The sequence below is a fragment of the Maribacter litoralis genome, from assembly GCF_902506355.1.
Taxonomy (GTDB): Bacteria; Bacteroidota; Bacteroidia; order Flavobacteriales; family Flavobacteriaceae; genus Maribacter; species Maribacter litoralis.
This window is the reverse complement of sequence record NZ_LR733271.1, coordinates 2,781,931-2,805,170: the sequence shown is the minus strand read 5'-3', so window position 1 is coordinate 2,805,170 and position 23,240 is coordinate 2,781,931. Positions and strand designations below refer to the sequence as shown.

The 23,240-nt window shown below is 36.5% G+C and carries 21 protein-coding genes; 12 read left to right on the top strand and 9 right to left on the bottom strand.

The annotated features are described in order from the left end of the window. The first annotated feature begins 53 nt into the window (after positions 1-53). Positions 54-734, top strand: a complete 681-nt coding sequence (gene folE, locus EXIGUO8A_RS11790; protein WP_159303280.1) for a GTP cyclohydrolase I FolE — start codon at positions 54-56, stop codon at positions 732-734. A 14-nt stretch (positions 735-748) separates the two neighbouring features. After that, a complete protein-coding gene (cysS, locus tag EXIGUO8A_RS11785) occupies positions 749-2,227 on the top strand; it encodes a cysteine--tRNA ligase (protein WP_159303279.1) in 1,479 nt (492 codons plus the stop codon). Here cysS and EXIGUO8A_RS11780 read toward each other — a convergent pair. Continuing rightward, positions 2,224-3,147, bottom strand: coding sequence for an AraC family transcriptional regulator (locus tag EXIGUO8A_RS11780; protein WP_236564476.1), 924 nt, complete (start codon positions 3,145-3,147; stop codon positions 2,224-2,226). The genes cysS and EXIGUO8A_RS11780 overlap by 4 nt on opposite strands. A gap of 195 nt (positions 3,148-3,342) precedes the next feature. Between EXIGUO8A_RS11780 and exaC the strand changes: the two genes are divergently transcribed. The 7 genes from exaC (at position 3,343) to EXIGUO8A_RS11745 (ending at position 9,087) form a co-directional block, all read left to right on the top strand. Further along, positions 3,343-4,866 (top strand): acetaldehyde dehydrogenase ExaC, encoded by a 1,524-nt coding sequence (gene exaC / locus EXIGUO8A_RS11775; protein ID WP_159303278.1) that lies wholly within the window; start codon positions 3,343-3,345, stop codon positions 4,864-4,866. A 13-nt stretch (positions 4,867-4,879) separates the two neighbouring features. Continuing rightward, positions 4,880-5,254 carry a DUF779 domain-containing protein gene (locus tag EXIGUO8A_RS11770; protein WP_159303277.1) on the top strand — a complete coding sequence of 125 codons (375 nt, stop codon included), beginning with the start codon at positions 4,880-4,882 and terminating at the stop codon, positions 5,252-5,254. Positions 5,255-5,359: 105 nt separating this feature from the next. After that, positions 5,360-5,593, top strand: coding sequence for a membrane protein insertion efficiency factor YidD (gene yidD / locus EXIGUO8A_RS11765; RefSeq protein WP_407658202.1), 234 nt, complete (start codon positions 5,360-5,362; stop codon positions 5,591-5,593). 253 nt (positions 5,594-5,846) lie between these two features. Then, complete coding sequence (lgt, locus tag EXIGUO8A_RS11760) at positions 5,847-6,809, top strand: prolipoprotein diacylglyceryl transferase (protein WP_159303275.1); 963 nt, start codon at positions 5,847-5,849, stop codon at positions 6,807-6,809. Positions 6,810-6,811: 2 nt separating this feature from the next. Next, positions 6,812-7,303 carry a DUF192 domain-containing protein gene (locus EXIGUO8A_RS11755; protein WP_236564475.1) on the top strand — a complete coding sequence of 164 codons (492 nt, stop codon included), beginning with the start codon at positions 6,812-6,814 and terminating at the stop codon, positions 7,301-7,303. A gap of 35 nt (positions 7,304-7,338) precedes the next feature. Then, entirely contained in the window at positions 7,339-7,860 is a 522-nt protein-coding gene (locus EXIGUO8A_RS11750; RefSeq protein WP_159303274.1) for a GNAT family N-acetyltransferase, read from the top strand. Then, positions 7,861-9,087 (top strand): ATP-binding cassette domain-containing protein, encoded by a 1,227-nt coding sequence (locus tag EXIGUO8A_RS11745; RefSeq protein WP_159303273.1) that lies wholly within the window; start codon positions 7,861-7,863, stop codon positions 9,085-9,087. It abuts the gene before it with no gap. A 72-nt stretch (positions 9,088-9,159) separates the two neighbouring features. Here the strand turns inward: EXIGUO8A_RS11745 and secDF are convergent, their stop codons facing one another. From secDF to EXIGUO8A_RS11730, 3 genes are all read right to left on the bottom strand, one after another. Then, positions 9,160-12,126, bottom strand: a complete 2,967-nt coding sequence (gene secDF, locus EXIGUO8A_RS11740) for a protein translocase subunit SecDF (protein WP_159303272.1) — start codon at positions 12,124-12,126, stop codon at positions 9,160-9,162. A 103-nt stretch (positions 12,127-12,229) separates the two neighbouring features. Further along, complete coding sequence (locus EXIGUO8A_RS11735) at positions 12,230-12,847, bottom strand: hypothetical protein (RefSeq protein ID WP_159303271.1); 618 nt, start codon at positions 12,845-12,847, stop codon at positions 12,230-12,232. A 138-nt stretch (positions 12,848-12,985) separates the two neighbouring features. Continuing rightward, on the bottom strand, positions 12,986-13,912 hold the full coding sequence (locus EXIGUO8A_RS11730; RefSeq protein ID WP_159303270.1) for a malate dehydrogenase: 927 nt from the start codon (positions 13,910-13,912) through the stop codon (positions 12,986-12,988). Between the two features lie 290 nt (positions 13,913-14,202). Between EXIGUO8A_RS11730 and EXIGUO8A_RS11725 the strand changes: the two genes are divergently transcribed. Continuing rightward, positions 14,203-14,580 (top strand): hypothetical protein, encoded by a 378-nt coding sequence (locus EXIGUO8A_RS11725; protein WP_116770621.1) that lies wholly within the window; start codon positions 14,203-14,205, stop codon positions 14,578-14,580. 270 nt (positions 14,581-14,850) lie between these two features. On the opposite strand, the gene EXIGUO8A_RS11720 is transcribed toward EXIGUO8A_RS11725, so the two are convergent. Further along, positions 14,851-15,867 carry a DUF6588 family protein gene (locus tag EXIGUO8A_RS11720; RefSeq protein WP_159303269.1) on the bottom strand — a complete coding sequence of 339 codons (1,017 nt, stop codon included), beginning with the start codon at positions 15,865-15,867 and terminating at the stop codon, positions 14,851-14,853. 71 nt (positions 15,868-15,938) lie between these two features. Further along, a complete protein-coding gene (gyrB, locus tag EXIGUO8A_RS11715; RefSeq protein WP_159303268.1) occupies positions 15,939-17,879 on the bottom strand; it encodes a DNA topoisomerase (ATP-hydrolyzing) subunit B in 1,941 nt (646 codons plus the stop codon). A 387-nt stretch (positions 17,880-18,266) separates the two neighbouring features. Between gyrB and EXIGUO8A_RS11710 the strand changes: the two genes are divergently transcribed. Continuing rightward, complete coding sequence (locus EXIGUO8A_RS11710) at positions 18,267-18,452, top strand: CsbD family protein (protein ID WP_159303267.1); 186 nt, start codon at positions 18,267-18,269, stop codon at positions 18,450-18,452. Between the two features lie 87 nt (positions 18,453-18,539). Here the strand turns inward: EXIGUO8A_RS11710 and asnB are convergent, their stop codons facing one another. Continuing rightward, positions 18,540-20,213, bottom strand: a complete 1,674-nt coding sequence (gene asnB, locus EXIGUO8A_RS11705; RefSeq protein ID WP_116770616.1) for an asparagine synthase B — start codon at positions 20,211-20,213, stop codon at positions 18,540-18,542. Between the two features lie 247 nt (positions 20,214-20,460). On the opposite strand from asnB, the gene EXIGUO8A_RS11700 reads away from it, so the two are divergent. Then, positions 20,461-21,000, top strand: coding sequence for a DUF2911 domain-containing protein (locus tag EXIGUO8A_RS11700; protein WP_159303266.1), 540 nt, complete (start codon positions 20,461-20,463; stop codon positions 20,998-21,000). Between the two features lie 62 nt (positions 21,001-21,062). Here EXIGUO8A_RS11700 and EXIGUO8A_RS11695 read toward each other — a convergent pair whose 3' ends face one another. Both EXIGUO8A_RS11695 and EXIGUO8A_RS11690 read right to left on the bottom strand, forming a co-directional pair. Continuing rightward, entirely contained in the window at positions 21,063-22,637 is a 1,575-nt protein-coding gene (locus EXIGUO8A_RS11695; RefSeq protein ID WP_159303265.1) for an amidohydrolase, read from the bottom strand. A gap of 149 nt (positions 22,638-22,786) precedes the next feature. Next, positions 22,787-23,218, bottom strand: coding sequence for a hypothetical protein (locus tag EXIGUO8A_RS11690; RefSeq protein ID WP_159303264.1), 432 nt, complete (start codon positions 23,216-23,218; stop codon positions 22,787-22,789). Between the last annotated feature and the right edge of the window lie 22 nt (positions 23,219-23,240).

The following is a 23,240-nucleotide window of genomic DNA, read 5'->3' as shown; positions in this document are numbered from 1 at the left end:
GTTATAAAGTGGCACATATTGTATATCTTTGCAGCTTGTAAAAGAAAGATAAAATGAAAATTGAGGATACACTGGAAAATCAATTTGACGAAATAGGAAACGATCATATTTCTACGTCAGAAGATACTCCATTACGTTCAGACGCTTTTGATTTGGACGATGCCGAAAAGATTGAACGTATTCGCAATAACGTACGCGATATCATGCTAACATTGGGTCTAGATTTAACCGACGATAGCTTAAAAGGAACTCCTAACAGAGTTGCTAAAATGTACGTGAACGAAATTTTTGGCGGATTAAATCCTAGCAGAAAACCTAAGGCTTCTACTTTTGACAATAAGTACAAGTATGGTGAAATGTTAGTTGAAAAAAATATCACATTATACTCTACTTGCGAGCATCATTTGCTACCTATAGTTGGTCGTGCACATGTTGCCTACATCTCAAACGGTACTGTAGTTGGGCTTTCAAAAATGAACCGTATAGTCGATTATTATGCCAAGAGACCTCAGGTACAAGAACGCTTGAATATTCAAATCGTAAGAGAATTACAAAAAGCGTTGGGTACTGAAGATGTTGCTTGTGTAATAGATGCAAAACACCTTTGTGTAAATTCTCGAGGCATACGCGACATAGACAGTAGTACGGTTACAGCTGAATATGGTGGAAAATTCAAAGAAGAATTGGTTCGCCGTGAGTTTTTGAACTACTTAAATTTAGATACCCATTTTTAATAGCATATAGCTTCATGCAATTGTACGAAAGTCAAGAAATTAAAGTATATAATTCCTTAACAGGAAAAAAAGAAGTTTTCAAACCCATAAACACAGGTCATATCGGCATGTATGTTTGTGGACCAACAGTGTACAGCAATGTTCATTTAGGAAACTGTAGAACTTTTATGTCCTTTGACATGATTTTCAGATACTTTAAACACTTGGGTTATAAAGTACGCTACGTACGTAATATCACCGATGCCGGTCATTTGGTAGATGACGCAGAAGACGGTGAAGATAAAATTGCAAAAAAGGCACGTTTAGAAAAATTGGAGCCCATGGAAGTTGTTCAGCGTTACACTGTAGACTTTCATAATATTTTAGAGAAATTCAATTTCTTACCACCGAGTATTGAGCCTACCGCAACAGGTCATATTATAGAGCAGATTGAAATTATTAAGGATATTCTTGAAAAAGGATTTGCTTACGAAACCAATGGTTCTGTATATTTTGATGTAGCAAAATTCAATAAAGAGCATGAGTACGGTAAATTAAGTGGGCGCAAGCTTGAAGACATGATTGCCAATACACGTGATCTTGCCGCTCAAGACGACAAGCACAATCCGCAAGATTTCGCATTGTGGAAAAAAGCAGAACCCCAACATATTATGAGGTGGCCATCACCATGGGGAGATGGTTTCCCAGGGTGGCACTTAGAGTGTACGGCCATGAGCACCAAATACCTAGGTGAAACTTTTGATATTCATGGCGGCGGAATGGATTTAAAATTTCCACATCATGAATGCGAAATTGCCCAAGCTGAAGCTTGCAACGGTCAAAGTCCGGTAAATTATTGGTTACATGCCAATATGCTGACCTTGAACGGAAGAAAAATGGCAAAATCTACAGGAAACAGTATTCTTCCTGGTGAGATTTTTTCTGGTGAGAATGATATTTTAAGTAAGCCCTTTTCCCCTTCAATGGTAAGGTTTTTTATGATGCAGGCACATTATACCAGCATTTTAGATATGAGCAATGATGCGCTACTGGCATCTGAAAAAGGGTTTAACAAGCTAATGGAAGCTTTTAATTCTTTGAAATCATTAAAAACGGGCAAATCCACCGATTTTGACGTTAAAAGTTGGAAATCATCTTGCTATGTTGCAATGAACGATGATTTCAATACACCTATTTTAATAGCAAAACTTTTTGATGCCGTTAAACACATCAACTTGATCAAAGAGGGTACTGAATCTATTACGGAAGAAGACAAGCAAGAATTAGAAGCTACATTGTACAGTTTTGTATTCGATGTTTTAGGTCTTGAAAATAAAAGTAGTTCAGACGCAGATACAGAAAAATTAGGTGGTGTAGTCGAATTGCTTATAGAGCTGCGTAAAGCTGCAAGGGAGAATAAAGATTTTACTACCTCAGATAAAATACGCGATCAATTGGCCGAACTGGGCATTCAATTAAAAGACGGTAAAGACGGTACAACTTACAGCCTTTAATCTAAATATCTGGATTTTTGAATTTTAGACTGGTATTCGCCGGGTGCTAAATGCTGCCTTGTTTTAAAAACTCTATTGAAGTACGATCTACTTTCAAATCCGCAATCAAGATACACATCTTTTATACTTCTATTGGGATCTTGCAATAAACCTACCGCTAGTTTTATTCGTTCATTATTTATGAACTCTACTGGTGATATACCCAACTCTTGCTTAAACGTTCTATAAAAGTGTGACGGACTCATACAAGCCATTTTACTGAGAAAATCTACGCTTAAAGATTTGTGAACGTTATTTCTTATATATCGTATAACCTCGGTCAACCTACTCTCTTTCTTAATGGCCAATGTTGCATTACTATATATTTTACGTTCATTGGTCTGCAGAATTCGTATGATCAGCTCGCGTAACATATTATCAACGAATATATCCTTTGATGGGTGATCTTCTGAAAAAAGAAACAATAAACGCTGTATAATTTGATAGATTCCCCTATCATTCACAAAATGAAAATTATAATCCATTAGTCCCCATGCCTCTTTATTACTTTTAGGCATGTTCTCGTTCATAAACTGCAACACCTTATTAATCTTTTCTTCAGATATTGCCATTGCCAAACACCTGGTCGGGTTCTTTGCCATGGCCTCTGGAAAATCGATACACATACTTTCATTGGCGGGCAATACCAAAGATTCACCGGGCAAAAAGTCAAATGCCTCATAATCGCGCAAGTGCATTATCTTCTTTCCCTGAATCATACTTGCCAAAACAGGTTGTTCAAATTTTAGTAGAACACTTGCTGCTTGCTCATGGGTTTCAAAAACATGCATGGTCGCATTGTTCATCGTGTACGATGTTTGGTTCTCGACCATGGTCTCCAAACGTCTTCCTTTTAAAAAACTGTCAGATAACTGAATCACAATTATATTGATTTAATTTTAAGGAATTTACAAAATTATATACTTAAAAAAATCATAAAATCAATTATTGATAGAATAGTTCACATTATTCGTAGAATGCGTCAGACAAATTGATATTATGAGAAGTACATTTAGAGTATTGTATTGATGCACACTCAATACACTTACTTCCAGTATTAACTTAAATCATATATTATGAGCACAACAGCAACCGTAGAAAAAGATGTACTTCAAAAACCCAAATTCAAAAATCAATATGAAAACTATATTGGCGGCAAATGGATAGCACCAAGTAAGGGAGAGTATTTTGACAATATTTCACCTGTAGATGGTAAATCATTTACAAAAATACCGAGATCAACATCCGAAGATATTGAAAAAGCAATAGATGCTGCATGGAAAGCAGCTCCATCATGGAACTCATCTTCAGCTACCGAGAGAAGCAATATGCTTTTAAAGATTGCAGACAAAATAGAGCAGAATCTTGAAGTTTTGGCAAGAGCAGAAACTTGGGACAATGGTAAGGCAATTCGTGAAACCCGCGCAGCAGATTTACCATTAGCCGTAGATCATTTTAGATACTTTGCAGGTGTTATAAGAGCCGAAGAAGGTTCTGTAAGTGAATTGGATTCTAATACCGTGGCTTTAAATGTTACTGAACCTTTAGGGGTCGTCGGTCAAATTATTCCTTGGAATTTTCCTTTATTAATGGCTACTTGGAAATTAGCACCGGCTTTAGCTGCTGGAAACTGTGTAGTGTTAAAACCAGCAGAACAAACTCCCGTAGGAATCTTAATTCTAATGGAAATCATAGAAGGAATTTTACCTGACGGAGTTCTTAATATAGTAAACGGATTCGGTGCTGAGGCAGGCAAACCATTGGCATCTAGCCCAAGAATTGACAAAATAGCTTTCACAGGTGAAACCACTACCGGACAATTAATCATGCAGTACGCATCTAAAAACATAACTCCGGTTACCTTAGAATTGGGCGGTAAATCTCCGAATATATTCTTTGAGAGTATTATGGACGCCGATGATGAATTCTTTGATAAATGTTTAGAAGGTGCCAACATGTTCGCTTTAAACCAAGGTGAAGTTTGTACATGTCCGTCTAGAATGTTGGTTCAAGAAAGCATATTCGACAAATTTATTGAACGTGTCATAGAGCGTACCAAAGCAATTAAAATGGGGCACCCCCTTGACCCTAATACAATGATGGGTGCGCAAGCCTCTAACGATCAGTTCGAAAAAATTCTCAGCTATATTCAAATAGGAAAAGAAGAAGGTTGTGAAGTGCTTACCGGAGGTTCTCAAGCGTACAACGAAGGTTTAGAAGGCGGTTACTACATAGAACCAACCATCTTAAAAGGAAATAACAAGATGCGCGTTTTCCAAGAAGAAATTTTTGGTCCCGTTCTTTGTGTAACCACCTTCAAGGATGAAGCGGAGGCCATAGAGATTGCAAACGATACTTTATACGGATTAGGTGCCGGAGTTTGGACACGCGACACACACCAAGCATATCAAATCTCAAGAGCCATAAAGGCAGGTAGAGTTTGGGTGAACTGTTATCACCTATACCCTGCACATGCTCCTTTCGGTGGGTATAAAAAGTCAGGTATTGGTAGAGAAAATCACAAAATGATGTTGTCGCACTATCGTCAAACCAAAAACATGCTTATCTCTTACGATAAGAAAAAAATGGGATTCTTTTAAAAAACCTAATACAATGAAGACAAAAAGAGTTCTGGTAACCGATAAAGCAGCAGAGGTAATTGCCCAATTAAAAGAAAAACATGGAGAACTTATGTTTCACCAAAGTGGTGGGTGCTGTGATGGTTCTTCCCCCATGTGTTTTGAAAAGGGTGATTTAATGCTTGATGATAATGATGTGTGCTTGGGCTCAATTGAAGGTTGTGATTTTCATATGTCTAAAGATCAGTTTGAATATTGGAAACATACGCAGTTAACAGTTGATGTTACCCAGGGTATTGGCTCTAGTTTTTCATTGGAAATTCCTTTAGGTCTTCGGTTTTTGATTCGATCTAGATTATATACTGAAGAAGAAGCATCTCATTTAGAACCCATAAGAATAGGTGCCTAAACAAAAACCATTTTAATGTCATAAGTCCGGATGCAACCCATCCGGACTTATTATTTAATTACATTCTACAGTTTTGTAGTAAATTTGCAGTATCAATTTATCGATTTGAAAATCACACTAAAAAAAATTCTCATTGCTCCTTTTGTTTTGTTGGTTCGTTTTTATCAACTAGCCATATCACCTTACACTCCTGCTACTTGTAGATATTCTCCCACTTGCTCGCAATACACCTTAGAAGCATTAAAAAAACATGGGCTTTTTAAAGGGGGATGGCTTGCCACAAAACGAATTTTTAGCTGCAACCCTTGGGGCGGTAAAGGCTACGACCCAGTTCCTTAAAAAGTTCAAAATACAAGCTCAAGAATGAAAACTAGGCAATTCAAACTAAATACAGTAGGTCATAAACAGCTAACGTAGTTTTACAAATTAAATATTCTTTTCAATTATCTATTTTCACTTTTCTCTATTCTATATTCTTTTCTCTATTTTCAAAATTCTTAACGCTCTTTTAACCTATAACAAAACCGATTTCCACAATCTAAAGCCTAGGTAGATTTCTATTTTATTATCTTAGCCTTTCTAAATTCAACACATGCATTTCTTAGGAATTACTTGGAATCCGAATGAGACACTTTTTAATATCGGCTTCATTCAAATAAAGTACTACAATCTACTTTGGATAACCGCCTTTGCCCTAGGTTGGTTTCTAATGAAAAAGATTTTCCTCAACGAGAAAAAATCTGTAGAACAGTTAGATTCCCTTTTTATTTACACGGTTTTAAGCACCATGTTGGGTGCTAGACTAGGTCATGTGTTTTTTTATGATTGGGCATATTACTCTAATCACCTTATAGAGATTTTAATTCCTGTTCGAGAAAGTGATTCGGGCAGTTTACTGTTTGGGCTAATAGATGGTTATGAATTTACCGGTTTCACTGGTTTAGCAAGTCACGGAGCCACCATAGGTATTATCATTGGAACTTACTTGTACACTAGAAAATATCCTGAATTCAATATGCTTTGGATATTTGACCGAATGGTAATACCAGTTTCTATAGGTGCATTCTGTGTTCGTTTAGGAAATTTCTTCAACTCTGAGATCAATGGTAAGGTGGTTGATGAAAATTTCATATTCGCCACTAAATTCATAAGGGACTCAGACGACCTACATCCATCAAAAGCATTAGGGATTACACAGGAAAAAACCTTGAATGCAGCTTATTCCGCTATTGAGAACAATCCGCAATTTTCTCAGTATTTAGCAGAGATACCATACCGTCATCCTGCACAATTGTATGAAGGAATAGGCTATATATTTATATTCATTTTACTGTACTTTCTATATTGGAAAACCGACAAAAAAAACAAAACAGGTTACTTATTCGGTTTGTTTTTTGTCCTACTGTGGACGGTGCGTTTCTTTGCGGAATTCGTAAAGAAAAGCCAAGGAGGTTTTGAAGAATCATTAGGACTGCTTTCTACTGGCCAATGGTTAAGTATCCCTTTTATCTTAATCGGTTTCTATTTCATGTTCAGAAAAACTAAAACTACATAACATTGAAAAACATACTTAAAAGTTGGGTTCTTTTAATTGTAGCGGCAATATTGGTTTTTTCTTGTAAAGAAGAGCAAAAAAAGACCATTGCCACACAAAGCATAGATTTCACCTATGAAGGGGATTTAACCATTTTTCTAAATGCAAGTGATACGGTTAAGACCAAGTTCAACATTGAATTTGCAGAGACCGATTACGAAACCCAAACCGGACTTATGTACCGCAAGGGCATGGAAAAAAATCAAGGTATGTTATTCATTTTTCCTGATGAAAGAATGCATTCTTTTTACATGAAGAATACAGAATTTCCATTAGATATCATTTACATAAAAGAGAATTTGACAATTGCCAGTTTTCAAGAGAATGCTCAACCACTTAACGAGACAGGCCTTTCATCTCAAGTTCCAATAAAGTACGTACTAGAAATAAATGGTGGGCTAGCACAAGAACTAGGGCTTTCTATTGGTGACAGCATTAGTTTTAGTAGAAACTAAATATTGTTTACTTACGTACCTTTTAAAACAATATAATGCCAGCATATGTATTATTCAATGAAGAATCTGAACGCCTACTTTTTAAAGAGGTAAAAGATTCTGATTTTGAAGATTGGCTACCCTTTCATGAGGAACCTTTAAGCAGTCAATATTGGTCTGGCTTACCAAGTGACCCAATAACCGCCTGTAAAGAACAGTTTCAAAGAATCTTTGAACGTTACCACAAAAACTTAGGCGGTATGAATGCGCTTTTTTTAAAAGGTAGCAATACTCTTGTCGGTTTATGTGGCATATTAATACAAGAAGTTGATGGCAAACAAGAATTTGAAATTGGTTATTCCATTTTACCTAACTATTGGAGACAAGGTTATGCATTTGAGGCTGCTGAAAAATGTAAAAAAGTGGCCTTCAACAAAAAATGGGCAAACAGTTTGATATCTATCATACAGGTAGATAATGTGCCATCGCAAAAAACAGCAATAAAAAACGGCATGTTTTTAGATTTCACGACCACCTACCACAATAATCAAGTTCATATTTATAGAATTAATGCATAAATGAATCACTGGGCAATATATCTAAACAACGACTCTAACAAGAAAGGCTTCATTAAAGATTTTCAACACGGAAAAATACCCACCGCCCTTAAGGAGTTTGCTTTAAAAAACGGAAAGCTATTTTCTCATTTTACCTTAGAAAAGCTAATAGACGAGGAAGACAAGCATGACATAAAAATTATAAGCAATGAAGGCCAGGCACTAAAAACTATGTCAAGTGGAGAACAAAAAAGAGCATTACTCCATCACTTGTTAAACGAGAATCCTGATTATATTATATTGGACAACCCTTTTGATAATCTTGATGTGGCATTTCAAAAAAAACTAAAAACCATACTTGAAGCACATTCAGAATCTATTTCCTTTATACAATTAGCAAGTAGAAAATCCGATACCCTTTCATTTATCAATAATTACGGACTTATTGAAAAAGACAAGTTTTCAGTTATGGATTCCTCTCCATCTAACGAAAACAAGATACCCAACAGCTTTACCACTATTAGCATACCTAAATCTGGTATTGAATTCGCTAATTTACCAGATACATTGGTTGATTTTAAAAGCGTAAGTATTTCATACGGAGAGAAGAAAATTCTTAACAACATCAATTGGTCTATAAATAAAGGAGATTTCTGGCAATTATCTGGCACCAACGGCAGTGGTAAATCCACTATACTTTCAATGATATTTGGTGACAACCCAAAGGCATATGGTCAAGAAATTTACCTCTTTGGCAGCAAAAAAGGAAGCGGCGAAAGTGTATGGGACATCAAGAAAAAGATCGGCTATTATGCCCCGGCAATGACCGATAAATTCAGCGGAAGGCATTCTATAGAAAACATGCTTATCTCTGGGTTAAACGACTCAGTAGGTTTATATACACGCCCAACGGAGTTTCAACAGAGAATAATAAAGCAATGGTTGGCATTATTGGACTTAACATCAATAAAAAATACTTATTTCAATAAACTATCAACAGGTAAACAACGTCTGATCATGACTGCGCGTGCCATGGTAAAACAACCACCTTTATTAATTTTAGATGAACCAACGGCAGGCATGGACGACGAATCGGCTGCGTTATTGGTTGCCTTGGTCAATAAATTTGCAGTAGAAACAGATACCGCTATCATTTTTGTATCCCATAGAAAAGAAAAAGGTTTAAAACCCAAACGAACCTTAAACCTTATACCTTCTGAGCAAGGCTCAACAGGCCTCATTCAATAGGTGCCATTTTTATAGAAACAAAAAGCCGTTCATTTCTGAACGGCTTTTTTATTTTGAGCTAGTTAAAATTTATTACTCTTTTCCAGATGTAATTTTCTTGCTTAGTGCATCGAACATTACAGGAGTTGCAATAAATACAGATGAATAAGTACCTATAACAACACCAACTATCATTGCGAACATAAATCCTCTTAATGATTCACCACCAAATATGAAGATTGCCAATAACACTACCAAGGTAGTCAATGACGTATTCAATGTTCTACTTAATGTACTGTTTATTGCATAGTTAATGTTAGCACCGCCATTCCAGCCTCGCTCTGCCAATGTCTCACGAATACGGTCAAATACAACCACGGTATCATTTAACGAATAACCAATTACAGTCAATATTGCCGCAATAAACGCTTGATCGATTTCCATGTTAAATGGCATCAATTTACCGAAAATAGAGAATACACCTAGTACGATCAATACATCATGGAATACCGCAACAACAGCACCCAATGAGAATTGCCATCTTCTAAATCTTAATAAGATATATAAGAACACTACTGCCAATGATCCTAGAATTGCCAAGAAAGCATTGTTTTTAATATCATCTGCAATAGTAGGTCCTACTTTTACAGATTGTAAGATCCCAACTGCTTCATCATCAACACCACCCAAAACAAATGCATCTTTGCTAATACCGTCTGGCAAGTACTTCTGTAAAGAAGTAAATAGCTTATCTTGAATTTCAGTATCAACTTCAATTCCTTCAACATCTACTTTATAAGGGGTAGTTATTTTTACTTGGTTAGACTCACCGTATGTTTTTACATTAGTACCACTACCAAAAACAGTATTTAATTCTGATGCTATTTCCGATGGATTAACAGGTTGCTCAAAACGAACTGTATATGAACGACCACCAACGAAATCTACACCTTGCTGTAATCCTGGACCAAAGAATAGAGACGACAAACCAATAGCAACCAATATTCCAGAAATAACATAAGCTATTTTTCTTTTCACCAAGAAGTCGATATTGATCCCTTTGAACAAATTCTTTGTAATACTAGTAGAGAAATCTAAACTTCTACCTTTTCCTCCAATATACCAGTCAACTAACAAACGGGTAATAAATATTGCAGTAAACAAAGAAGTTATAATACCGATCAATAATGTAGTTGCAAAACCTTTAATTGGTCCTGAACCGAAAACAAATAAGATAATTGCCGTTAAACCTGTAGTAATGTTCGCATCTAAAATTGATGACAATGCATTACCAAAACCATCTGCAACAGCTTGGCTCTTGCCCTTACCTTTTGCCAATTCTTCTTTAATACGCTCAAAAATAAGTACGTTGGCATCAACCGACATACCAATTGTTAATACGATACCAGCAATACCAGGCAATGTTAATACCGCATTTAAGCTAGTTAACACTCCAAAGATCAATAATATGTTCAATAGTAAAGCAACATCTGCAAAAGCACCAGCTTTACCGTAGTAAGCGATCATCCATAAAAGTACGATTGCCATAGCGATCAAGAAAGACATAAAACCACTGTCAATAGCTTCTTGACCTAAAGAAGGACCAACAATTTCAGACTGAATTATTTCAGCAGAAGCAGGAAGTTTACCAGCTCTAAGTACGTTAGAGATATCTTTTGTTTCGTTAACTGTAAAGTCACCCGTAATTTCTGAACGACCACCAGAGATAGGACCAGAAGAAACACCAGGTGCAGTATAAACTTTATTATCTAAAACAATTGCAATACCAGTTTGGTTGGTGTAAGCATCTCCTGTTAATTTTTCCCATTCTTTAGCTCCTTTAGTATTCATGGTCATTGATACTGCAGGCTTACTGAACTGATCAAAATCTGCTCTTGCATCACTTACCACATCTCCACTAATTCTAGGCGTACCTTCGCGATTAGATTTTAAGGCATATAAATCAATAACCTCAGTATCTTCGGTAGCAGGTCTTTCCCATACAAACTTGGTGAACTGAATATCAGCAGGTAATAACCTTCTAATTTCCGGCATTCTTAAATAAGACCCGATAGTTGCCGTATCTTTTATAGCAGCACGGAACATTGCATTTGAACCTGGATTAGCAGGAATCAATAACTCATATAAAGGATTCACCTGTGTTGCCAAATCTAAAGAATCAGCAGAAACATCAGATAACAAAGAATCTAACTCAGACTCTTCTTTAACTTGCTCAGGCTCTTTTACCTCAACAATTTCTTTTAGCTTCTCATTTGCTTGAATTAAGAATGTGCTGAAGCTTGTATTACTTTGCTTGTACGTTTCCCAAAACTCTAATTGAGCCGTACTAGATAAAAGGTCTTGTGCACGTGCTATATCTCTAGCTCCTGGCAATTCGACCAAAATACGACCAGAATTACCTTCTCTTTGAATGTTTGGCTGTGTAACACCAAAACCATCGATACGTTCTCTCAATACCTCAAAAGCAGAAACGATAGACTCATCTATTTTTCTACGGATGATAGGCTTAACCTCATCATCTGACATTTGAAAGTTAATTTCATCACTAAGACCTTTGTTAGCGAAAATATCAGGTGAAGCCAATTTAGTATCTCCTTTTATAGCGTCAAAAGCCTCAAAGAAAAGTTCAATGTAAGTATCGTCACTATTTTTAGATGCGGCATCTGCATCAGCTAAAGCCTTATTGAAAACTGGGCTTTTAGTATTATTTGCCAGTCCTTTAAGAATATCCTTCACAGAAATTTGAAGGGTTACATTGATACCACCTTTAAGGTCAAGTCCCTTGTTTAATTCTTTCTTTTTGGCTTCATTATAATTGGTATAGCCAAAAACGGTATTATTACCGATAGAGTCTAGATAGTTAGCCGCTACCGTTTCTCTCTTTGCTACATAACCTTCTTCTGACTCAGACACACGGCTGGCCGCGAAGGTGTTCGCTTCTTTTTCTACCTTGCTTGTCACAAAAGTATAGGATAGCTGGTATATACTAACTAACCCGAATAATAAAGCAAATAGCTTTATAAGTCCCTTATTTTGCATTTTTATATATTTAATTTATGTTGATTATACGTATTAAGTAATTTAAAAATCTAGGCATATTACTTTGTCGCAAAGTAATTACGTCTTACATAGATATTGAAGTTTAGCTATTTCTATTCCCTTGGGGACCTGCCCTAACCTCGGGAATATTATGTGAAGTATTATTTACGGTAATTGCAACATCTCTATTGATCTTTATTGCCAACTCATCTATGGCATCATGATCAATGGCAATTTCGTTGTTTACGGATAGTGTAAATGAATTGTACGTAATCTCAAACTTATAATCTTGAGCGGTAACTAGAGTCGCTTTTAACTGAAACCCATTATCGATTTGTTGATGAAGATCTAATACGACCAAATTATATTGACCAGGCAATTGCTCATCTTGATTATCAACAGGCTTTTCACCATTAAACCCAATTGTAAACTGACCTTCTTCAGAAAGAAATTTTTTGACACTCTCAGCATCAACATCACTGTAATAACGAATGCTTAGTTGTCTTTCGTCATTCTCTATCACTTCGATAGCATCAACACCAAGAACTTCGAGCTTTTTGGTTATTACAGCCAAAATCTCATCATGAGCGGAATTTGAAGACCTTTCAACATCAGCAAATTCAAGTGAAATTTGTTGATTAGAAGTTTTCTTCTGCTCTTGACTTAACCCAAGTAGGGCTAGAATAATAAATAAAGTACTTACGCACCATTTTGCATTCATGCGGCAAATATAAAAAGAAAAATATGCTAGGTAGTATATTTTTTTACAATATATGTACCTGAAGCCTATCTTCTTATACCAAGAAACCCTTTATAGTTGAACTATAAAGGGTTTCTGTTGTGTTTAGAAGTTAAAAAACTACAACTCTAAAAGTCCATTTGTTTTGGTTACACCTTCTGCACTTTCCTGCATTTTTGCTTTTTCAGCATCACTTAATGGAATATCAACAATTTTTTCAATTCCATTTTTCCCTAAGATTACAGGCACACCAATACAGATATCATTTAAACCATACTCCCCTTCTAACATTGTAGAACAAGGGAACATTTTCTTTTGATCACATGCGATAGCCTGTACCAAAGCAGAAACTGCTGCACCTGGTGCGTACCAAGCACTTGTACCTAACAATCCGGTTAAAGTAGCACCACCAACCTTAGTATCGGCAGCAACTTGCTCTAATCTTTCATCAGACAAAAATTCTGAAACGCGAATACTGTTTCTAGTTGCATGAGAAGTTAAAGGTACCATACCTTTATCACTATGCCCACCAATTACCATACCGTCAATATCAGAAATAGGAGCTTCCATAGCTTCTGCCAAACGATATTTAAAACGTGCACTATCTAAAGCACCGCCCATACCAATAATTCTATTCTTAGGTAAACCAGTAGTTTTATGTACCAAGTAAGTCATAGTATCCATTGGATTACTTACTACAATTATAATAACATTAGGTGAATGCTCTAAAAGGCTGCTAGATACCGTTTTTACGATACCTGCATTAATACCGATCAATTCTTCTCTAGTCATACCCGGTTTTCTTGGAATACCAGATGTAATTACTGCAATATGGCTATCTGCAGTTTTTGAATAATCATTTGTACTACCTGTTATTTTGGTATCAAAACCGTTTAATGATGCAGTTTGCATCAAATCCATAGCTTTACCTTCTGCATAGCCTTCTTTAATGTCCAAAATAACCACTTCTGATGCAAAATCTTTAATGGCAATGTATTCTGCACAACTAGCACCTACTGCACCAGCACCAACTACTGTAACTTTCATTTATTTTAATTTTATGAATTATTATATATAAAATGGAATACCCACCTTATGTGTATTGAATTTTCACCTCAAAAATAGGTATTTATTGATGAATTATGCTATTCGCAGCTTGATTTAATTAGCTGAAAAAGTGGTTAAAAACATCGACAAAATGCACATTTTGTTAAAAAAAATTGCGCTTTAACGAAGAAATCGTCAAATAGTTACCATACATCGAATTATAATAATAAGCCCAAACTAGTCACGTTAATTACTATGGATCCCAAATCCAAAATTAAATTAACCTACTTATGACTAAGAAGTTCCTCTCTTTGTTGGCCATTTGTGCCATAGTGTTTCTTGCGAACTGTTCTCGCATAGAGCAAAACACCGATCCCATTATTGGAATTTGGTCTCAGTCCGATTTGATCGTAACCGAAAATTCCGCTAAGCAAACCGTACGTAAAGAATGGATTTTCAACGATGTCTATCTTGGTAGATATCATGAAATAGAAGGTTCTACCATTACCTTAAAAACAGATTTCAATTGGTCTAAACAAGACGATATTTATACAGTTGAGTATAAAGGTCTAGACGGAAAACCTAACAATATAATCACCATAAAATCTACCGATGATAGTTTTTACCTTCAAGAGAAAGATGGTGCCACCTTGGCAATTAGGGAATAAACGATTTTAACAGGGCCATGGGAAAAAGGCTGTCCGGAGAGATCTGGGCAGTCTTTTTTATTCCTATGTGTTGGCTGTTTTTTTGGTTGTTGGTTGTTGGTTGTTGGTTGTTGGTTGTTGGAAAAAAGTAAATTCAAAATCAAGTTCAAAAATCAAGTTATATCAAAAGTCAGATTTATCTCAACATTAATACTATTTAGCATCGCTTAAAACAACGTTAGAGCACGGATATGTCCAACATTCTCAATACTTGATACTATTACTAGCAATTTACCTAAATCCGAAGTTAATACCTACCGTAGCCGTATTGAACTCTCCTAAATTATATTCTGCATTTAATCTAAAGAAGCCCAACTTAAGTTTTGTACCTAAAGTACCGGTTACACCATTTACTTTTTTGGTGATAGAAAAAGGATCTACATAGGTATCAGATGCAAATGGACCGCTGGTAACTCTATACGTTCCTAATACGTCTGTAACCGATTTGCCGATAATATAATTAACACCTCCATAAAAATTAATAATCGGTAATTTAGTAGAAACTACCGCACCAAATGCCCAACTCCCTATCTCAGCCTCTATCCGTTGATCTTCACCATCGATTAATTTTGCATTGGTCAAATCATAATCTCCACTTATATTAGAATATCCTATCACGGCTGAAATTGCCACAGGTAATATTTTATCGGCTGGCAACAATTTAGTAAAATCATGCTGTATACCTACACCAAATAGACCTACAGACGCATCTTCATATTCCATTTTAGGCAAAAAACGCGCTTTTATTTCGGTTCCTTTTATTAAACCTACACTAGCCTGTATATAACCCGAAGGAACAAAATCTATATTTTCACCTGCCAAACCAGAAGGCAATTCAAAGGTTTCCCTAACGGTTACTCCAAGTACCTCTCCTTCAACATAAACCTGTGTACCAGAAATATCACCTAAAGCGGTCGATACTTCTCTAGCCACCCCGGGGTTCTCAACAAAGTCCAAGTTTTCATATTCGCTAGGATCAAGAATAAAAGTCTTTTTATCCTCTTTGTTTTTAAATCCTGTAATATTTCCTATAATTGAAATTTCAAATCCGCCGAGAGGTTTTGCATCTGCGGTATTATACCATCCTGTTGACATACCATAGACTACACTTTCAGATAATGGTTCCATGTACGAAGTGGTAAAACGCTCTGCATCTTCAACACCTGCCGAAAGCACATTGTTAAAATCGGCCTGAGCTGTTGCAGTTAAGCATGTACCTATAAAAACACAAGTAAGTAGACTTTTCATATTTCTAATTTTACCTAAAACTAAAAAACCTGCGCCGTAGACGCAGGTTTTTGTTGTGTAATGGGTATTTTCTATGTGTCAATGTTTGCATAAACAGCATTTTTCTCAATGAATTCTCTTCTTGGCGGTACTTCATCGCCCATAAGCATTGAGAAAACACGATCTGTTTCGGTCGCATTATCTATAGTAATTTGACGTAATGTTCTAAACTCAGGGTTCATGGTTGTATCCCACAATTGCTCGGCATTCATTTCACCAAGACCCTTATAACGTTGAATACTTACACCACCACTGTAGCTATCTGCAATTTCATCACGTTCTTTATCACTCCAAGCATATCTCTTTTTCTGACCTTTTTTAACCAAATATAGCGGCGGAGTAGCGATGTAAATATGCCCGTTCTCTACCAACTCTCTCATATAACGGAAGAAGAAAGTTAAAATTAAGGTTTCAATATGGCTACCATCTACATCGGCATCACACATGATGACTACCTTATGGTATCTTAATTTATCAAGATTCAGTGCTTTACTATCCTCTTCAGTACCAATGGTTACACCAAGGGCCGTATACATATTTTTGATTTCCTCGTTTTCAAAAACCTTATGCTGCATAGCTTTTTCAACGTTCAAAATCTTACCTCTTAATGGAAGGATAGCCTGAAAATTACGATCACGGCCCATTTTTGCGGTACCGCCCGCCGAATCTCCCTCAACAAGGAAAATCTCACATTTTTCAGGATCTTGTTCAGAACAATCTGATAGTTTACCAGGTAAACCACCACCGCTCATTACATTCTTACGCTGCACCATTTCACGCGCTTTAGAAGCTGCATGCCTTGCTTGTGCCGCAAGAATTACTTTTTGTACGATGGTCTTTGCATCATCTGGATGCTCTTCAAGATAATCGGTCAACATTTCAGACACTGCCTGACTTACTGCTGCCGAAACCTCTCTGTTACCTAATTTTGTTTTTGTCTGACCTTCAAATTGAGGTTCAGAAACTTTTACGGATACGATTGCCGTTAAACCTTCACGGAAATCATCTCCCTGAATTTCAAACTTTAACTTATCCAACATTCCAGAAGCATCGGCATATTTCTTTAGAGTAGAAGTTAATCCTCTTCTAAATCCAGATAAATGCGTACCACCTTCGTGCGTATTAATATTATTTACATACGAGTGAAGATTCTCTGTATAACTAGTGTTATATATCATAGCTACTTCAACAGGAATGTCATTCTTTTCCCCTTCCATAGCAATAACCCCTTGTATCAAAGACTCACGGTTACCATCTAAAAACTTAACAAACTCCTTAAGACCTTCATTAGAAAAGAACGTTTCTCCAACGAACTCCCCTTTTTCATCTTTCTGGCGCTTATCCGTAATACTGATAGTTACTCCTTTATTCAAGAAAGAAAGCTCACGCATTCTATTCGCCAAAGTTTCGTAGCTATATTCTATAGTTTGTGTGAAAATGGTATTATCAGGGTGAAAAGTAACCTCTGTACCCCTATCTTCAGTCTCCCCTATTCTTTTTACCGGGTATAAAGCCTTACCACGCTCATATTCTTGCTGCCATATTACTCCGTCTCTAAAAACCGTAGCGGTCAAATGATCAGAAAGAGCATTTACACAAGATACACCAACACCGTGAAGACCACCCGATACTTTATAAGAATCTTTATCGAACTTACCACCGGCACCAATTTTGGTCATAACAACCTCTAATGCAGATACACCTTCTTTTTTGTGCAAATCAACAGGAATACCCCTACCATTATCTCTAGTGGTTATGGAATTATCTTCATTTATGATTACGCTAATGCTGTCACAATGACCACCCATAGCCTCATCAATAGAGTTATCAACTACTTCATATACCAAATGGTGCAAACCACGGACCCCAACATCACCTATATACATGGATGGACGCATACGTACGTGCTCCATTCCCTCCAAGGCCTGAATACTATCTGCCGAATAATTTTTCTTATTTGCTTCTTCGCTCATAAAATTAAGGTTGTTTTACTTCAAATTTTGCAATCTTACAAATATACGCAATACCCCATGAAATATAGCCTTTCTAGTTATTGGGCAAAGGTAAGTTATCAACAATTATTGTGGAAAATTAGAGGTTTTACCCTAAAAAACAGAACCAACAATAGTATCGTTGTAAAGTGCCATTGGAAAGCGGATAACAAAACACTATGCTCACTCCCCTTTCTACAACCTTAAAACACCAGAATATTCTTTAAGATTACCTTATATGATGCGGATTTTCATAAAGACACTCCAAAATTAACGGTATTAAAACCAATGTTTGCCCTATCGCCTATTATTAAGATCTCCTTTACATGTAGCGATTAACTTAGTGAAATAACTTAAAAACAATATATCATGAATGAAGAACAATTTAAAGGCAAGTGGAATATAGCAAAAGGGAAACTTAAACAGCAATATGGTGACCTTACAGATGATGATCTAACATATGCCGAAGGAAAATCTGATGAATTACTTGGAAGAATTCAAGAAAAGACCGGTGAGTCGAAAGAAAAGTTAGAACAGATGATCAAAGACATCTAAACGTTGTTGAAAGTCGTTAAAAAAAGCAAACCCGTCTAAATAATTAGACGGGTTTTTTACAATAAGTATTAATGACTAATTCAAACCCTATTGCGTTACGTAAGCATCATCGTGTACGTTAGCTACAGCTCTACCAGATGGATCGTTCATGTTTTTGAACGCTTCATCCCATTCTAGAGCTATTTGAGTACTACAAGCTACAGAAGCTTCTTGTGGCACACATAACGCAGCAGCGTCTGAAGGGAAATGCTCTTCGAATATAGAACGATAGTAAAATTCTTCTTTTGATGTAGGTGTCTGTAATGGGAACCTAAACTTAGCGTTTGCCAATTGCTCGTCTGACACCTCAGTATTTACAACCTCTTTCAATGTATCGATCCAGCTATATCCCACTCCGTCAGAAAACTGTTCTTTCTGTCTCCATGCCACACTTTCTGGCAACATATCTTCAAAAGCTTTACGAACCACCCATTTTTCCATACGCTCACCGTTGATCATTTTATCTTGTGGGTTAATACGCATGGCAACATCCATAAATTCTTTATCCAAGAACGGTACACGACCTTCTATACCCCAAGATGCCAATGATTTGTTGGCACGTAGGCAATCGTACATATGAAGCTTGCTCAATTTACGTACCGTCTCTTCATGGAATTCTTGTGCGTTAGGCGCTTTATGAAAGTATAGGTAACCTCCAAATAATTCATCTGCACCTTCACCTGACAACACCATCTTTATCCCCATAGATTTAATAACACGTGCCATTAAATACATAGGCGTAGAAGCTCTAATTGTGGTAATATCATATGTCTCTAGGTTATATACTACATCTTTAATTGCATCTAAACCTTCTTGAATGGTAAATTTAATTTCATGGTGTACGGTACCAATGTGATCAGCCACCTTTTGTGCGGCAGCCAAATCTGGAGACCCCTCTAAACCAACAGAAAATGAATGTAATTGTGGATACCAGGCATCTGCCGTATCGCCACTCTCTATACGCTTTTGAGCATACTTTTTAGCAATTGCCGAAGTAACCGAAGAATCTAATCCACCGGACAATAATACACCATAAGGCACATCAGACATTAGCTGTCTGTGAACGGCAGCTTCTAATGCTTCTTTGATTTCTTGAATGCTGGTTTCGTTTTCCTTTACGGCATCATACTCCATCCAATCTCTGGAGTACCATTTTTTTAATTCCCCGTCAGAACTATGTAAATAATGCCCTGGAGGAAACAACTCGATTTTGGTACAAGTACCTTCTAAAGCCTTCAATTCTGAAGCTACATAGAACGTACCATTTTTGTCCCATCCCATGTATAAAGGAATAATACCCATATGATCACGAGCAACGAAATATTCATCTTTTTCAGCATCATAAATAGTGAAACCGAAAATACCGTTCATTTCATCAATGAAGTCAACACCTTTTTCTTGGTAAAGTGCCAATATAACTTCACAATCAGACTCGGTCTTAAAATCGTATTTTCCTTCAAACTGCTTTCTAAGTTCTCTGTGGTTGTATATTTCACCATTGGCAGCAAGTATTAATTTACCATTAGGACTCAATAATGGTTGTTTTCCAGAAGCTGGGTCTACAATCGCCAAACGCTCATGCGCCAAAATGGCCTTATCATCTGCATAGATACCACTCCAATCCGGACCTCTATGTCTAATCTTTTTTGACATTTCTAAAAGTTGAGGCCTAAGTACATCGGTACTTTCCTTAACGTCAAATGCACATACTATTCCACACATAATCTAATTATTATATCAATTCGAATACAAATATCTATTTATAGTTTCAAATAACAAACATATAATCCAATTATACTTACATATTGTAATCATAAAATGAATTTTATATTCTATATGATAGGGTTTTAAAGAAATTACTGTTCTAAATATGGCGAAATGTAACTTTGTAAATTTTAACTTCTTTTTATTAATATCACTGTAAGGAACTGCTTAGTTTTATGACCTAGTAAAAAACTAAACAATTATTATGAAAAAAGTATTTACACTCGCAACTTTATTGTTAGCTGTTGTGATGACCACTTCGGTATCTGCTCAAGATTTCTCGGGAATTGACAAAAGTCCTATGGATATGGCTGCCTACCCTACAGATTACAAAGTTTCTGAAAAAGCGGTTCGTATCATTTATGGAAGACCACAATTGAAAGGTCGTTCTATGGAAGAATTGGCTCCAACTGGAAAAGTATGGAGAACAGGTGCTAACGAAGCTCCTGAAATTACATTCTATAAAGATGTAAATTTTGGTGGTAAGGATATTAAAGCCGGTACTTATTCATTGTTTACAATTCCTGGTGAAGAGGAATGGACAATAATTTTGAACAAGAACTTAAACCAATGGGGTTCTTACTTTTATGATGAGTCTGCAGACGTTGCCCGTGTAACTGTACCTAACGGTTCTGATAGCGCGTCATTAGAAGAATTTTCTATCGCTTTTAAAGATGCGAAAGATGGAACTTCTTTAGTTATGGGATGGGACAAAACGAGAGTTGCCGTACCAATTACAATGTAACTACAACAATTTGATAATATTAAAAACCTCGGTCAATGACCGAGGTTTTTTTATTTGTACGCCTAGCGAACAATACCATCTATAAATGTTTGTTCTGCCCTTATTGTCGGTATTTCTTCTACCGGAACAGTCATCATATCTTTATCATAGATCACAAAATCAGCAGATTTTCCCGGTTCTATACTACCTTTCTCCCCTTCTTCAAAATTAGAGTAGGCAGCCCAAATGGTCATTCCCTTTAAAGTTTCTTCCCTAGTTAAGGCTTCTTCCATTTGAAAGCCACCTTTTGGATATCCACTCGTATCTTGTCTCGCTACCGCCGCATAGAAGGTTAAAAACGGACTAACATCTTCTACAGGAAAATCTGTTCCCAAAGCAATAATACCAGCCTTGTTCAATAAAGTTTTGTAAGCGTAAGCTCCACTAACCCTATCCCCCAAGCGCTCTTCTGCCCAATACATATCACTAGTGGCATGTGTAGGTTGTACTGATGGAATAATACCATCTTCAAAATAATCGAAATCACCTTCTGTCAACACTTGTGCATGTTCAATTTTCCAGCGTCTATCACCTTTGCCTTGCAACACTTTTTTATATGCCCTTAACACCGCAATATTCGCCGAGTCTCCAATTGCATGGGTATTCATTTGGTATTCTGATGAAGCCAATTTTTTCGCTAAAGCCTCAATTTCGTCAACGGGGGTAATCATCGCTCCGAAATGTTTGGGCATATCACTATATTCTTCTTTTAAAGCAGCCCCTCTAGAACCCAATGCACCATCTCCATACACTTTTACCGATCGCACATTTAATCTGTCGGTTTTAACAGGACCTTTGTTAATGAAGTAATCCACATCTTCTTTAGTATTACTTACCATGGCATATATCTTAATTGACAATTCACCTGCCTGCTGCAAACTGTCTATAAGTTCAATGGTACTTCTATCTAACCCCGCATCATTCACTGTGGTTAACCCGTGGTTCAGGCTTATTCTTTCTGCATCTTTCAATGCCCTAATTTTATCTTCTAGCGTTGGCGATGGCATAATGCTATCTATAAGAGTCATTGGATTATCCACTAAAACTCCGGTAATACCAGAATAGCCATTAGCCCATTTCTTTACAATTTCACCACCTTCAACTTTGGTACTCCAATCAATACCTGCCATATCCAAAGCTTTTTGGTTTACGAGGTAAGCATGTCCGTCTATACGTTCTAAGGCCACAGGTATATCTGGAAAAATAGTATCCAATTCCGTTTTCGTAGGAAACTCTTTAACCTCCCAGTCATTCTGATCCCAACCCCTGCCTCTTAAAAAAGATTTAGGATTTTCGGCATGGAATTCCTTTACACGCTCAAGTACCTCTTCAAAACTTTTGGTACCGACTAAATTTACAATTTGTTGATTGAGTCCTAATCCGTAAAAATGACAATGGGCATCAATTAAACCCGGAGTAATAGCCCTACCATCGGCATCTATCAATTGATCTGAAGTATATACATCCCTAATTTCATCTATTGTACCCACTGCAATAAATTTGCCATCTTGTACGGCAAAAGCTTGAGCTTCTGAAAAGGAATCATCTACGGTGTAGACCTTGGCATTGACAACAACTAGGTCGACTTTCTCTTTCATGAGTTCGCAACCAGTTAAAAATACGAGTAGAATAGGAAGTAGTTTTTTCAAAACAATAGCGTTAGTTAACAACAAAAAAAGCAAGCATAACAATGTCTGCTTCCAATTAAAATTGAAAACTAAGTATTTTTTCCTAAAGTTCTAAATATTTATTGTTCAGGTAATTGGCGTACACCAAAAATTTCGCTATTACCTATTGCAGAATAACTTTCGCCCATAATCTTATCGTCCTCCACGACCAGTACAAATGAAACGCGTTTTAAACCCTCAAAATTTACATTAAAGTTTATTCCATTACCTTTCACCAATACATCTTGGCCTGTAAGCATTCCCGTAGTCAATTTAACGGCTACGTCATAAAAATCACCCTTTTTCGTTATAAAGAATACCCCTTTTTCATATGGGGCATCAACATTTGTCATGGTATATTCCCATACACCCAAAACAGCGTCTGTATTTACAAGAGCTATACTATTATTCTCTGAAACGTGATGTCTTTTCGAATTAATTTCGGTAGATGAAAAGGAACTAAAGGCCATGATAAGCACTATTCCTAAAACTAAAAATTTAACGGTCTTCATTAATGGCTGTGTTAATCTTTAA